10 protein-coding genes are annotated in these 13,714 nt (G+C 64.5%); 1 reads left to right on the forward strand and 9 read right to left on the reverse strand.

What is annotated here, in order from left to right:
* Window positions 1–653: 653 nt before the first annotated feature.
* A complete protein-coding gene (locus NFX52_RS19600) occupies window positions 654–3,050 on the forward strand; it encodes a bifunctional diguanylate cyclase/phosphodiesterase (RefSeq protein WP_055396911.1) in 2,397 nt (798 codons plus the stop codon).
* A gap of 65 nt (window positions 3,051–3,115) precedes the next feature.
* On the opposite strand, the gene dgoD is transcribed toward NFX52_RS19600, so the two are convergent.
* The 9 genes from dgoD to mmsB form a co-directional block, all read right to left on the reverse strand.
* A complete protein-coding gene (gene dgoD / locus NFX52_RS19605) occupies window positions 3,116–4,264 on the reverse strand; it encodes a galactonate dehydratase (protein WP_207402060.1) in 1,149 nt (382 codons plus the stop codon).
* Between the two features lie 56 nt (window positions 4,265–4,320).
* Window positions 4,321–4,980, reverse strand: a complete 660-nt coding sequence (locus tag NFX52_RS19610; RefSeq protein WP_055396906.1) for a 2-dehydro-3-deoxy-6-phosphogalactonate aldolase — start codon at window positions 4,978–4,980, stop codon at window positions 4,321–4,323.
* Complete coding sequence (locus NFX52_RS19615) at window positions 4,977–6,026, reverse strand: 2-dehydro-3-deoxygalactonokinase (RefSeq protein ID WP_055396904.1); 1,050 nt, start codon at window positions 6,024–6,026, stop codon at window positions 4,977–4,979. The genes NFX52_RS19610 and NFX52_RS19615 overlap by 4 nt, the downstream gene beginning before the upstream one ends.
* Before the next feature lie 11 nt (window positions 6,027–6,037).
* Window positions 6,038–6,976 (reverse strand): dihydrodipicolinate synthase family protein, encoded by a 939-nt coding sequence (locus NFX52_RS19620; RefSeq protein ID WP_055396902.1) that lies wholly within the window; start codon window positions 6,974–6,976, stop codon window positions 6,038–6,040.
* Window positions 6,977–7,090: 114 nt separating this feature from the next.
* Window positions 7,091–8,824: an IlvD/Edd family dehydratase gene (locus tag NFX52_RS19625; RefSeq protein ID WP_055396900.1), complete on the reverse strand. Its 1,734-nt coding sequence runs from the start codon at window positions 8,822–8,824 to the stop codon at window positions 7,091–7,093.
* 34 nt (window positions 8,825–8,858) lie between these two features.
* Complete coding sequence (gene yjfF / locus NFX52_RS19630) at window positions 8,859–9,896, reverse strand: galactofuranose ABC transporter, permease protein YjfF (protein WP_207402059.1); 1,038 nt, start codon at window positions 9,894–9,896, stop codon at window positions 8,859–8,861.
* Window positions 9,893–10,945, reverse strand: a complete 1,053-nt coding sequence (locus NFX52_RS19635; RefSeq protein ID WP_055396896.1) for an ABC transporter permease — start codon at window positions 10,943–10,945, stop codon at window positions 9,893–9,895. Before NFX52_RS19635 ends, yjfF begins: the two co-directional genes overlap by 4 nt.
* Window positions 10,938–12,485 carry a sugar ABC transporter ATP-binding protein gene (locus tag NFX52_RS19640; protein ID WP_369801335.1) on the reverse strand — a complete coding sequence of 516 codons (1,548 nt, stop codon included), beginning with the start codon at window positions 12,483–12,485 and terminating at the stop codon, window positions 10,938–10,940. Before NFX52_RS19640 ends, NFX52_RS19635 begins: the two co-directional genes overlap by 8 nt.
* Window positions 12,485–13,714 carry a multiple monosaccharide ABC transporter permease gene (gene mmsB / locus NFX52_RS19645; RefSeq protein ID WP_055396894.1) on the reverse strand — a complete coding sequence of 410 codons (1,230 nt, stop codon included), beginning with the start codon at window positions 13,712–13,714 and terminating at the stop codon, window positions 12,485–12,487. Before mmsB ends, NFX52_RS19640 begins: the two co-directional genes overlap by 1 nt.

Raw genomic sequence — 13,714 nt, forward strand, 5'->3', positions numbered from 1 at the left:
AACTCGCGCTTGCGGGTGCGCTTGGTGGTATTGCTCAGGCCCAGGCTGCTTTGCTTCATGGCCTTATTGTCTCGGCTTCAAGCCTTCGTAAGCACATTACGCAGGGATTTGTGCAGAGGGTCCCTAGCGCGTTTCCCACGCCACGGGCAAGGCAACGATGTTCACGCCACCACGACCGTCCCTTTCTAGTGTGGTGTTGCATGCTTGACGGCACATCGAAAACCGATGGATTTTTGGTTCGGGCAAGGCGTAAACCTCAGCGATACCCGTAGGTATCGCGAGGATTTGCAACGCAGCCCTGGCCGAAAAGACGCGGTTTTAACTGCCGGATAGCGTGCAACACCACACTAGCGGGTGAAGGCATTCCAGAGAGTGGGCTGCTCTCAATAGGCAACGATGCTGAATGCGAATAGGTCAAGGGGCATGCGCACGCCACCTTGATCGACGCAATGCGGCTGGAACAAGGTTCGAATGTTGGTCTGTGCTCGTACTGCGACCCATACACCGTCGCCGAGTGGCTCCTTGTTACACGCGTATGTCCGTATGTTTCCAAGATCACCCAGGTTCTAAGATCATGAATCGTTCTGAGGGGGCTGAGAACAGGGGGGACGACCAAGCCATCTTGGAGCGAAAAATCAGCAACTGGAGGCCTGATGAAACTTAGCGATGTTCTGGAAGAGAGTTTCTTCAGCAAGGCGCTGGTTCGCAACAACGGCATCGCGCGCAGGATGATGTTGGCCGTGATCCTTTTCAGTTCGGCCATCACTGCAGTCATCACCGCCGTAGAGCTCTACCTGGACTATCGGGGAGACTTGCATGGAATCAAGGAACGGATTGAGTCGATACGCAAGGTGTATCTACCCACCTTGGTGGAAAGCGTATGGGTGTTAGACACCACCCAGATTCAGAACCACCTCAACGGCTTGTTAAACCTGGGCGACGTCGAATACCTTGGAATCGTTTCCGACGGCCAGACCCAGTGGTCGGCCGGTGCCCAGTCCTCCAGGCGCTATATCGAAGTCGTCTTCCCCTTGAACCACCTTAACGCTGGCGAGAGCGTCGCCATTGGCGATTTGCACGTGGTAGCCAGCGTGGATAACGTGGTGTCGCGCCTGTGGTCCAAGTTCATCGTCATGCTGGTGAGTAACGCCATCAAGACCTTTTTGGTCACCGCCTTTGTCTTGCTGATCTTCCAGGCCATGGTGGGGCAGCATCTGGAACATATTGCAGGCTATCTCCTGCAGTTTTCAAAAAACGTGTCCAGTGAGTTGCCGTTGCAGCTCAATCGCCGGGAGGGCGGTCGCTGGCGGCCCGATGCGCTCGACCACGTGGGAAATGCCGTCAATCAGATGCGCGAAGAGATCAAGCGCTCCGGCACCGAGCTCAAAGCCAGCACTGAACGACTGGAGTCAATGGTGAAGAACTCTCCGCTGGCTATCTATACCACTGACCTGAACAATCTGGTGACCAGCTGGAACCCGGCTGCGCAGAGGATGTTCGGCTGGGCCGCCGAAGAGGCCATCGGTCATAAGGTCCGGTTCATCCCAAAGGACAAGGTGCAGGAGTACGACAGCATTGTTTCCAGATTGCGCAATGGCGAGTCACTCCATCAGGCCGAGTTGGTACGACAGCGACGCGACGGCTCCGCCATTCATATCAGCCTGTCCACCGCACCCCTTTTGACCACGGACGGGCGGCCCTATAACTACCTGTTCCTCGCGGCCGACATTACCGAGCGCAAGCTCGCGGAGCAGCAAATCCAGTTTCAAGCTTTTCATGATGCATTGACCGGCTTGCCCAACCGACTGCTGCTTCAAGACCGTTTCGAACAGGCTAAAGCCCATGCCATTCGGGCGAACGGGAAGGTGATGCTGCTATTTCTGGATATGGACAACTTCAAGAGCATCAACGATACGCTGGGCCACGATAGTGGTGACGGGTTTCTCCAACACATCGCCCGCCGTCTGAGCGCCTGCATGCGTGAAACCGACACCGTCAGCCGCCTGGGCGGTGACGAATTCCTGATTCTTTTGCCTGATTTGACCCAGGCGGACGATGCTGCGCCGCTTCTGGAGAAGCTCATGGAGCAGATGCAGATGCCTTTTTATGTCGATGGGCATGAGATTGCGACTTCGGTGTCCATGGGTGTGACGATCTTTCCCGAAGATGGCACAAGCTTCGAGAGCCTGCTCAAAAAGGCCGATATGGCCATGTACAAAGCCAAGGGCGACGGGCGTAATACCTACCGCTTTTTCGACGACGCGATGGATGTGGAAGCGGTCGAGCACCAGTTCATTCGCAACGGTCTACGCCGCGCCCTGGAGCGCAATGAATTTGTCCTGCACTATCAGCCCCAGATTGATTTGGCCAGCGGCGCCATCACTGGGGTCGAGGCCCTTATCCGCTGGAATCACCCCGAGCTTGGTATGGTGCCGCCTGCACGGTTTATACCGGTTGCCGAAGAGAGTGGCCTGATCGTTCCGATTGGCGACTGGGTGCTACATGAAGCCTGCCGCCAGGCTGTGGCTTGGCAAAACGCTGGGCTGCCTGAACTGTGTATGGCGGTGAACCTCTCCGCTGTGCAATTCAAACGCGGTAGCGTGGAGCAGTCGGTTATTCATGCGCTTCAGGAAACCCGCCTGACCCCCGCATTGTTGGAGCTGGAGCTGACTGAGTCGATCTTGATCCAGAACGTGGAGGGGGTGCTGGACAGCGTCAAGCGCTTGAAGCTGCTGGGTGTAAAACTATCGATCGATGACTTTGGGACGGGCTATTCCAGTCTGTCGTACCTGAAGCGCTTTGACATCGACAAGCTCAAGATCGACCAGTCCTTTGTTCGCGACTTGGGTTCCGACCCAGATGACGCCGCCATCGTGCGCGCGATTATTCAGTTGGCCCGCAGTCTGAATCTGCGCACCATCGCCGAAGGTGTCGAAACCGCCGACATGCTGCGCCAGCTAGGAGCCTTCGGTTGCGACGAGGCACAGGGCTACTATTTTGCACGACCGATGTCGGCGGATGCCGTTGCCAGTTACATCCGGCAAGCATAGACCGCGAGGGTCGGGCCGACGGGGGCTTCATGCAATCCCGGGTCGAGCACTCTCAGTGCATCCCCTCACCATTCCGCAAAACTCCCATCCCGGTGCCGCCACACCGGATTCCTCCACCGGTGTCCCTCCTGCGCCCGCTCGCGCACATAGTCCTCATTCACCTCAATCCCCAACCCCGGCCCGGTGGGGATGGCCACCATGCCATCCTGGTATGCAAACACCTCGGGGTTGGACACATAGTCCATCAGGTCGTTGGCCTGGTTGTAGTGGATGCCCAGGCTTTGCTCCTGGATGAAGGCGTTGTAGCAAACCGCGTCCAGCTGCAGGTTGGCGGCCAGGGCAATGGGCCCCAGCGGGCAGTGCAGGGCCAGGGCCACGTCGTAGGCCTCGGCCATGCTGGCGATCTTGCGGGTCTCGGTGATGCCGCCTGCGTGCGACGGGTCGGGCTGGATGATGTCCGCATAGCCGCCTTGCAGCACGCGCTTGAAGTCCCAGCGCGAGTACAGGCGCTCGCCCAGGGCGATGGGGGTGGATGAGATGCGGGCGATCTCCTTCAGCGCCTCTTCGTGTTCGCTCAGTACGGGCTCTTCGATGAACATGAGCTTGTAGGGCTCCAGCTCCTTGACCAGCACCTTGGCCATGGGCCGGTGCACGCGGCCGTGGAAGTCCACGCCAATGCCCACATTCGGCCCCACGGCCTCGCGCACGGCGGCCACGTTTTGCAGGCAGCGCTCCACCTTGTCGTAGCTGTCCACGTACTGCATTTCTTCGGTGCCGTTCATCTTCACGGCGGTAAAGCCGCGTGCCACGGCGGCTTGTGCAGCGGCGGCTGTTTCGCTGGGGCGGTCGCCGCCGATCCAGCTGTAGACCTTGATGCGGCTGCGCACATTGCCGCCCAGCAGCTCGGACACGGGTACGCCCAGTGCCTTGCCCTTGATGTCCCACAGCGCCTGGTCGATGCCGGCCAGCGCGCTCATGTGCACGCCGCCGCCCCGGTAGAAGCCGCCCCGGTACAGCACCGTCCAGTGGTCTTCGATGTGGCGCGGGTCTTTGCCAACGAGGTAGTCGGCCAGTTCATCGACCGCAGCCGCCACGGTGTGCGCGCGGCCTTCCAGCACAGGCTCGCCCCAGCCGGTGATGCCTTCGTCGGTTTCGATTTTGAGGAAGCACCAGCGTGGCGGGACGATGAATGTGGTGAGTCGGGTGATCTTCATGGGGGCGGGGCAGTCGGTTCAGAAATGCTGGGTTGTCTGGAGCGAGTAGGCGCGGGTCAGGCAGTGGCGGGCGCGGTTCCAAACGACGCCTGCCACGCCCGCGCAAACGCTGCGGCTTTGTGCGCCACCTCGGGGGCCTGGTCACCGGGCCGGTACAGGGCCGAGCCCAGGCCAAAGCCGCTGGCGCCAGCGGCGGCATAGGGCGCGATGCTCTCGGGCACGATGCCGCCCACGGGCACCAGCGCCATGGGCGGCGTGATGACGGCGCGCCAGGCCTTGAGCACATGGGGCGGCAGCGCCTCGGCCGGGAACAGCTTGAGCATGTTGGCGCCGGCTGCCAGGGCAGCATAGGCCTCGGTCAGCGTGGCCACGCCGGGCGCGCAGGCCATGCCTGCGGCGCGGGCAGCGCGGATCACATCGGGGGCGCTGTGGGGCATGACGATGATCTGCCCACCGGCTGCGGCCACGTCGGCCACGGCATCGATGGAGAGCACGGTGCCTGCGCCCACTAGGCAGTCGGCTGGCAGTGCATCGCGCAGTGCGCGGATGCTGGCCAGCGGCTCGGGCGAGTTGAGCGGCACTTCGATGATGCGAAACCCCGCGTCGTACAGCGCGTGGCCGATGGCCACCACCTCGTGCGGCTGCACGCCGCGCAGGATGGCGATGAGCCCGCAGCGCTGCAGGATGTGGAACAGGGTTTTGTCGATGGGGTTCATGCAGCCAGACTCCCGGCGGTGAAGGGGTGTGAGGGGGCGGGTGCGGGCGCAACGACCAACCCTGCCGCCAGCGCGATCTGCCACAGCCCAGTGGCCGTGGCCTGCGTGGCGATGGTGGGGGCGGCAAAGCCACAGGTCTGCAGCGCGATGGCGTAGCGGCGGCACAGGTCGGGCTCGCCGCAGAGCACCAGCGTTTGTGGTGTTGTTGGGGTTTGACCCTGTGCGCGGCTCAGGCTCGCCACCTCGTGCCCGATCAGCAGGCCGGAGAGGTAGTCCGCTTGCGCGGTGGGCGCCAGCGCGCCGGTCAGCCCCAGCGTGCGGGTGCTGAAGATGTGCGAGAGCAGGCCTAGTGCGGCGTCGCTGCTCCGCGCGACTTCCAGACCCCGTGCAAAGGCGTCGTCGTCGGGGGCCGCTGCAGCCTGCATCGTCTTACCCAGAATGGTGTGGCCGCTCAGCGCAGCAAACACCTCGCCGGTCATGAAGGTGTGGAACTGCTCGATGTGGCCTTGCCGTGCCAGCACCCATTTGCTGTGGGTGCCGGGCAGGCCGATGAGCACGGGCGCGTCCGTTGGCGGCGCAAGGCCCGCTAGCACGCCCAGCACCTGGGTCTCTTCACCACGCATCACGTTGGGCAGCGCGCCCTGTTGCAACAGGCCCGGCACGATGTGCAGCGGCGCGCCATCGCGCCGTGCCACCAGCGTCAGGCCCCGCGCCAGTGCATCGAGCGAGGTGGGCGTGGGCAGGTATTTGGCCTCGCGCCAGCCCTGGGCGCTGCCCACCATGCCGCAGGCCAGCAGGGGCAGGCCGGGTGCGGCGGCCAGCCAGTCGCCACAGGTGTCCTGCAATGCGCGCTCAAAGGCGGCGCCGGGCTCGGGGTCGTCCACGCCGTTGGCGGCTGGGGGCAGATTCATGATGCCCCAGGGGCGGTGGCGGGTCTCCTGCACGGTGCCGGTCGCATCCATGCGGAACGCGCGCAGCGCGGAGGTGCCCCAGTCCAGGGCGATGAGGCCCGCTTCAGCGGGCACCAGATAACGCACAGGCGCCATGGGTGCTCCGCTTAACGTGCCCAGCGCAGCACCAGCGGGTCCAGCCGCCGTGCAACGTCGATCAGGCCGCGCCGCACCTCGGAATGCATGGCCGGGAAGGGGTGGCGCCCTGCCTCGCAGGCGATCACGCCGCCTTCTTTCATGAGCGCCTTGGCCGTGAGGATGCCGCCCTGGCGGTTTTCGTGGTTGATGAGGGGCAACCAGCGCTGGTAGAGCGCAAACGCCTGGTCCATGTCACCCTGGCGGTGGGCTTCGATGATGGGGCGAATGCCGTCGGGGAACGCACCGCCCGTCATCGCGCCCGTGGCGCCCGCATCCAGGTCGGCCAGCAGGGTGATGGCTTCTTCGCCGTCCCACGGGCCTTCGATGGCGTCGCCACCCAGGCGGATCAGCTCGCGCAGCTTGCTGGCGGCGCCGGGCACTTCGATCTTGAAGTAGGCCAGGTTTTCAATCTCCTGCGCCATGCGCGCGAGAAAGGGGGCGGACAGCACGGTGCCGCTGGCGGGTGCGTCCTGCACCATGATCGGAATGCGGATCGCGTCGGACACACGGGCATAGAACTCGTAGATCTGCGCCTCGGGCACGCGGAAGGTGGCACCGTGGTAGGGCGGCATGACCATCACCATGGCTGCGCCCATGTCCTGCGCGGCGCGGCTGCGCTCGGCGCACACGCGGGTGCCGTAGTGGGTGGTGGTGACGATCACCGGCACACGGCCTGCCACATGCTCCAGCGATGTGCGGGTGAGGACTTCGCGCTCGGCGTCCGATAGCGAGAACTGCTCAGAGAAGTTGGCCAGGATGCAGACGCCATCCACACCGGCGTCGATCATGAAGTCGAGGCAGTGCTTCTGGCTGTCGAGGTCGAGCGTGCCGTCTTCGTGGAACGTGGTGGGCACCACGGGGAAGATGCCGCGGTAGCGAGGGTTCTGGAGGGAATGGGTGGCTGGCATGGCGGGTGCGGGTAAGAATTTGAGTGAAATATGTCTCTAGCGCTAATCGAATAAGCGCTGGTAGCTATTGAATCTGTAGCATTTGACTGCGGCGAGCGCCTCAGTTGGGGCACATCAATGCGAGTGGCGGGGCACAGCAGCCCCCCGGCAGCCGACCAAGAAGTCAAAGTCGCAACCATCGTCCGCCTGCAGTACGTGGTCCACATACAGCCGCTGGTAGCCGCCGCGTCCGCCGTTGTCCGCGCCAGCCAATGCGGCCAGGCGCGCCGCCAGTTCCTCATCGCTGATGTCCAGGTGCAGTCGGCCGTTTTCGCAGTCCAGCTCGATGAAGTCGCCATCGCGCACTGCGGCCAGCGGGCCACCCGCAGCCGCCTCGGGCGCCACGTGCAGCACCACGGTGCCGTAGGCCGTGCCGCTCATGCGCGCGTCGGAGATGCGCACCATGTCCTTCACGCCCTGGCGCAGCAGCTTGGGCGGCAGGCCCATGTTGCCCACCTCGGCCATGCCGGGGTAGCCCTTGGGGCCGCAGTTCTTGAGCACCATCACGCAGCTGGCGTCGATGTCCAGGTTCTCATCGACGATGCGCTCCTTGTAGTGTTCGAGGTTCTCGAACACCACGGCGCGGCCTCTGTGCTTGAGCAGCTCGGGCGAGGCGGCGGAGGGCTTGAGCACCGCGCCACGCGGCGCCAGGTTGCCGCGCAGGATGCAGATGCCACCGTCGGCAATCAGCGGGTTGTTGATCGGGCGGATCACTTCGTCGTTGTACTGCGGGGCTTCGCGCACGTTGTCCCACAGGCTCTTGCCGTTGACGGTGAGCGCATTGGGGTGGGGCAGCAGGTTGTTCTCGCCCAGGCGGCGCAGCACGGCGGGCAGGCCGCCCGCGTAGTAGAACTCTTCCATCAGGAAGCGGCCCGAGGGCTGCAGGTCTACCAGCGTGGGCGTGCCACGGCCAATGCGCGTCCAGTCCTCCAGGTCCAGCTGCACGCCGATGCGGCCCGCGATGGCCTTGAGGTGGATGACCGCATTGGTCGATCCGCCGATGGCCGCATTGGTGCGGATCGCGTTCTCAAACGCCTCGCGGGTCAAGATCTTGGAGAGCGTGAGCCCTTCGTGCGCCATCTCCACAATGCGCTTGCCCGACATGTGGGCCAGCACATAGCGACGCGAATCCACGGCCGGGATGGCTGCGTTGTGCGGCAGCGATGTGCCTAGCGATTCAGCCATGCAGGCCATGGTGCTGGCCGTGCCCATGGTGTTGCAGGTGCCGGCAGAGCGGGACATTCCGGCCTCGGCCGCAAAGAACTGGTGCTCGTTGATCTCGCCCGCCTTCAGCGATTCGTGCAGGCGCCACACGGCCGTGCCCGAGCCGATGTCCTTGCCATCGAGCTTGCCGTTGAGCATGGGCCCGCCCGTGACCACGATGGCGGGCACATCGCAGCTGGCCGCGCCCATCAGCAGCGCGGGTGTGGTCTTGTCGCAGCCCACCAGCAGCACCACGGCGTCGATGGGGTTGCCGCGAATGGCTTCTTCCACGTCCATGCTGGCCAGGTTGCGCGTCAGCATGGCCGTGGGGCGCAGGTTGGATTCGCCGTTGGAGAACACCGGGAACTCGACAGGGAAGCCCCCCGCCTCGTAGATGCCGCGCTTGACGTGCTCGGCGATCTTGCGAAAGTGCGCGTTGCACGGTGTCAGCTCGGACCAGGTGTTGCAGATGCCGATCACGGGGCGGCCGTCGAACGCGTGGTCGGGGATGCCCTGGTTCTTCATCCAGCTGCGGTACATGAAGCCGTTCTTGTCGGCCGTGCCGAACCATTCGGCGGAGCGGAGTTTGCGCTTGGGGGTGGTCATGGTGGGGTGCGAGAGAAAGAGGAGAAATGAAGAGTCAACGGGCCTTGCCCGAGCGGCGCGAGAGCAGCCGCTGCAGCAGGCAGAAAGCGAACAGCAGCACACCAACGACGATGCGCGTCCACCAGGAGCTGAGCGTGCCGTCGAAGGAAATCAGGGTCTGGATGATTCCGAGCATGAGCACGCCAAACAGCGTGCCCGCCACATAGCCCACGCCACCCGTGAGCAGCGTGCCGCCAATGACCACGGCGGCAATCGCGTCCAGCTCCATGCCCACAGCGTGCAGGCCGTAGCCTGAGAGCATGTAGAACGTGAACACCACGCCCGCCAGCGCCGAGCAAAAGCCCGAAAGGGTGTACACGCCGATCAGCGTGCGTCGCACCGGCAGGCCCATGAGCACGGCCGAGTGCTCGCTGCCGCCCACCGCATACACGCTGCGGCCAAACGGCGTGCAGTGCGCCACGAACAGGGCCACCAGCAGCACGGCAATGGCGATGAGCGCGCCCAGCGATAGGGATGCGCCTTCCCACAGCGGCAGGCGCCACTGGGCCAGCTCGGAGTAGCCTTCGTGTGTGATGCTGATGGAATCAATGCTGATGAGGTAGCACAGCCCCCGCGCCAGGAACATGCCTGCCAGCGTGACGATGAAGGGCTGAAGCCGAAAGCGCTCGATGAGGAAGCCCATGAACGCGCCAAATGCCGTGCCCATCAGCAGCACCAGCGGGATGGCGACCATCGGGTTCCAGCCCCGGTGCTCCACCAGCGCGGCCAGCACCATGGTGGTCAGCGCCACCACCGATCCCACCGACAGGTCGATGCCGCCCGACAGAATCACGAACGTCATGCCCACCGCCACGATGATGAGGAACGCGTTGTCGATCAGCAGGTTGAGGAACACCTGGGCCGAGAAAAACCCGGTGTACAGCACCGAACCCAGCGTGGCCATGGCCACAAACAGCGAGATGGTGGCGGCCAGCGGCAGGTACTTGGGGTTGAACCGCGCGCGCGCGGCGACGGCCTGTGGAGCAGGGGGGGGCACGGTGCCGAAGCCTGCGGTCTTGGGTACGGCGCTCATTGCAGGGCTCCCGCGCCGGGGCGGCGTGCCAGGTCGCCCACTTGCGCCCGGAACTCGGGCGACTGCAGCAGCATCACGATGAACACCACCACGGCCTTCACCACCAGGTTGATCTCGGGCGGCACGCCCAGCGAGTAGATGGCGTAGGTCAGCGTCTGGATGATGAGTGCGCCAATCACGCTGCCCACCAGGCTGAAACGGCCTCCGGTGAGGGCGGTGCCACCCAGCGTGACGGCCAGGATGGCGTCCAGCTCCAGCAGTTGCCCGGCGTTGTTGCCGTCTGCACTCTTCACGTTGGAGCTGATAAGCAAACCCGCAATGCCCGCGCACACGCCGCAGAACACATAGGCCGCCACGATAAGCCGCCCCGCCTGCACACCCGCCACCCGCGCCGCCGTGGGGTTGATGCCCACTGCCTGGATGAACAGGCCCAGCGCAGTGCGCGTGATGGCGAGGTACAGCACCACGAAGACTGCGGCCACTACGAACACAGAGAACGGCAGCCCTGCCAGGTACCCGCCGCCCATGAAGAAGTAGGGCGTGTAGTAGATGGTGATGATCTGCCCGTCGGTGATGAGCTGGGCGATACCCCGGCCCGCCACCATCAGGATCAGCGTGGCGATGATGGGCTGCATGCCCACCTTTGCCACCAGCACGCCGTTCCACAAGCCGCACAGCAGTGCCACGCCGATGGCGCCCAGGATGGCGACGGGCAGTGGAAACCGGCTCTCGGTGCCCGACACCGAGCCGCCGATCAGCCACGCGGCCACTGCCGCTGCAATGGCCACCGTCGCACCCACCGAGATGTCGATACCCCGAGTGGCGATCACCAGCGTCATGCCCAGCGACACCAGCACCAGCGGTGCGGCGCGGTTCAGTATGTCGATGAGGCTGCCGTACAGGTGCCCATCACGCCACTCAATGCGCAGAAAGCTGGCGTTGAAGGCCGTATTGACAGCCAGCAACAGCAGCAGCGTGATGATGGGCCACGCCAGGCGGTGTCGGAGCAGCGCGGCTAAAAGGGACGGAGATGGGGAAGGTTCAAGCATGTTCGGCGGCGATGAGTTCGTAGACGGCGTCTTCGCTGCTGCCCGCAGGCAGCTCACCCACCTTGCGGCGGTCGCGGAGCACCACGATGCGGTGCGCCACGCGCACCACCTCGCTCATTTCGGAAGAGATGAACAGCACGGCCATGCCGGCCTGGGCCAGGCGCAGGATCTGGTCCATGATTTCCTGCTTGGCGGCCACGTCGATGCCGCGTGTGGGTTCGTCCAGGATCAATAGGCGCGGCTCGATGGCCATCCAGCGCGCGAGGATCGCCTTTTGCTGGTTGCCGCCCGAGAGCAGGCCGATGGGCTTGTCCACCGTCTCGGTCTTGATGCCCAGCAGCTTCACATAGCGTTCGGCCAGCGCAGTCTGCTCGGCACGCGAAAGGAACTTGCTCACACCCATGCGCGCCTGCAGCGCCAGCGCAATGTTCTCGCGCACCGACAGTTCCGCCACGATGCCGTCGGTCTTGCGCTCCTCGGGGCACAGGGCCAGGCCATGGCGGATCGCATCCATGGGGTTGGCAAACTTCACCACCTGCCCGTCGATGCGCAGCGCGCCCCGGTCGGGCTGATCCAGGCCAAACAGCAGACGCGCCAGCTCGGTGCGGCCCGAGCCCAGCAGCCCCGCCAGGCCCACTACCTCGCCGGCACGAATCTGCAGGTCCAGCGGCTGCAGTTGCGTGTCTTGCCCCAGGCCCTCGGTTTGCAGCAGCGTGGCTTGACGGCTGTCCACGGTGGGCGCTGGTGCGGGTTGCTCCGACGCCGCGGCCAGGTCGCGGCCCAGCATGGCGGCGATCAGCGCCTGTGGCCCCAGGTCTTTGGCCAGCCACTCGCCGACCCAGCTGCCGTTGCGCAGCACGGTGATGCGGTCGGACACGGCATACACCTGGTTCAGGAAATGCGTCACAAAGACGATGGACAGCCCCTCGCTGCGCAGGCGCCGCAGCACCTCGAAGAGCTTTTGCACTTCGTCGTCGTCCAGGCTGGAGGTGGGCTCATCCAGAATCAGCACGCGCGATTCGATGCTGAGCGCTCGGGCAATCGCCACCAGCTGTTGCACGGCCACCGGGTAGTCCGACAGCAGGTGCGTCACGTCGATCTGCAAGCCAATGCGCGCCACCAGCTCGCGGGCACGCTGGTGCAGCGTGGCCCAGTCGATGCGAAAGCCTTGGGCGATGCCGCAGCGCGGGTAGCGGCCCGCAAAGATGTTCTCGGCCACCGAGAGGTTGGGGCAGAGGTTGACCTCCTGGTACACCGTGCTGATGCCCAGGCGCTGCGCGGCCAGCGGCGAGTCAGGCCAAACGGCTTCATTGCCCAGCCGCATCTGCCCGCCGCTGGCCTCCAGCACGCCCGTCAGCACCTTGATCAGTGTGGACTTGCCCGCACCGTTTTGCCCCATCAGCGCATGGATCTCGCCAGGGTAGAGGTTGAGCTGCACATCGCGCAGCACGGGGATGCCCGCAAACTGCTTGTGGATTCCCGAAAGCTGCAGCACCGGAGCGGCTGGGGCGTGAGCGGTGGACGCGTCCATGGGGGTCATCACGCTTTGTTCTTGTTGTAAACGTCCACGAGCACGGCGGCCAGCAGCACGACGCCCTTGATGACCTGCTGGTAGTCGATGCCGATGCCCAGGATGGACATGCCGTTGTTCATCACGCCCATCACAAAGGCGCCGATGACCGCGCCCATCACCTTGCCCACGCCGCCCGAGGCTGAGGCGCCGCCGATGAAGCAGGCCGCAATCACGTCCAGCTCAAAACCCAGGCCCGCCTTGGGCGTGGCGGTGTTGAGCCGCGCCGCAAACACCAGACCGGCCAGGGCTGCCAGCACGCCCATGTTGATGAAGGCATACAGCGTGAGCCGCTCGGTCTTGATGCCGGAGAGCTTGGCCGCCTTCTCGTTGCCGCCCATGGCGTAGATGCGGCGGCCGATGGTCGTGCGGCTGGTAACAAAGTCGAACAGCACGATCAGCAGCGCCATCACGATGAGTACGTTGGGCAGGCCCTTGTATGAGGCCAGGAGGTAGCTGAAGTACACCAGCAGCCCGCCAAAAACGATGGTGCGGGCGATGAACAGACCCGCAGGCTCTGTCTGCACGCCGTGGCGCAGCCGGTTGGCGCGCTGGCGCAGGCCGCCCACGGCCAGGGCCGCTGCCACGGCCGCGCCCAGCAGCAGCGAGGTCAGGCGCAGGCCTTCCACGCTGAACAGGTCAGGGATAAAACCCGAGCTGAGCATCTGGAACGCCGAGGGGAACGGCCCCACCGACTGACCCGCCAGCAGCGCCAGCGCCAGGCCCTTGAACACCAGCATGCCCGCCAACGTGACGATGAACGACGGAATGCGCGAGAACGCCACAAAGCTGCCCTGCACCGCACCAATGAGCCCGCCGCAAAGCAGGCACACCAGCGTGGCGGGCACAAAGTGCCAGTTGTATTCGACCATCAGCACTGCCGCCAGCGCGCCGATGAATCCACACACCGAGCCCACCGACAGGTCGATGTGCCCGGCCACGATGACCAGCAACATGCCCAGCGCCATGATGACGATGTAGCTGTTCTGCAGCACCAGGTTGGTCAGGTTCAAGGGCTGCATCAGCGTGCCCTCGGTCATGTACTGGAAGAAGCCCATGATGGCCACCAGCGTGATCAACATGCCGTATTCGCGCAGGTTGTGCTGCAGGTGCTGCAACAGCGATTTGTCGTGCCGCGCCGCTGCTGTCGGGCTGCCGTCGGCCAGCGTGCTGGCGGGGGGATGGGTGGTCTGGCTCAT

Origin of the sequence: Acidovorax facilis, from assembly GCF_023913775.1 — a bacterium.
Taxonomy (GTDB): Bacteria; Pseudomonadota; Gammaproteobacteria; order Burkholderiales; family Burkholderiaceae_C; genus Acidovorax; species Acidovorax facilis.

What these genes read in the sequence shown, in the direction of transcription:
- NFX52_RS19600 (WP_055396911.1), top strand. Translation starts at nt 654, where the DNA reads ATGAAACTTAGCGATGTTCTGGAAGAGAGTTTCTTCAGCAAGGCGCTG.
- dgoD (WP_207402060.1), bottom strand. Translation starts at nt 4,264, where the DNA reads ATGAAGATCACCCGACTCACCACATTCATCGTCCCGCCACGCTGGTGC.
- NFX52_RS19610 (WP_055396906.1), bottom strand. Translation starts at nt 4,980, where the DNA reads ATGAACCCCATCGACAAAACCCTGTTCCACATCCTGCAGCGCTGCGGG.
- NFX52_RS19615 (WP_055396904.1), bottom strand. Translation starts at nt 6,026, where the DNA reads ATGGCGCCTGTGCGTTATCTGGTGCCCGCTGAAGCGGGCCTCATCGCC.
- NFX52_RS19620 (WP_055396902.1), bottom strand. Translation starts at nt 6,976, where the DNA reads ATGCCAGCCACCCATTCCCTCCAGAACCCTCGCTACCGCGGCATCTTC.
- NFX52_RS19625 (WP_055396900.1), bottom strand. Translation starts at nt 8,824, where the DNA reads ATGACCACCCCCAAGCGCAAACTCCGCTCCGCCGAATGGTTCGGCACG.
- yjfF (WP_207402059.1), bottom strand. Translation starts at nt 9,896, where the DNA reads ATGAGCGCCGTACCCAAGACCGCAGGCTTCGGCACCGTGCCCCCCCCT.
- NFX52_RS19635 (WP_055396896.1), bottom strand. Translation starts at nt 10,945, where the DNA reads ATGCTTGAACCTTCCCCATCTCCGTCCCTTTTAGCCGCGCTGCTCCGA.
- NFX52_RS19640 (WP_369801335.1), bottom strand. Translation starts at nt 12,485, where the DNA reads ATGACCCCCATGGACGCGTCCACCGCTCACGCCCCAGCCGCTCCGGTG.
- mmsB (WP_055396894.1), bottom strand. Translation starts at nt 13,714, where the DNA reads ATGAGCCAGACCACCCATCCCCCCGCCAGCACGCTGGCCGACGGCAGC.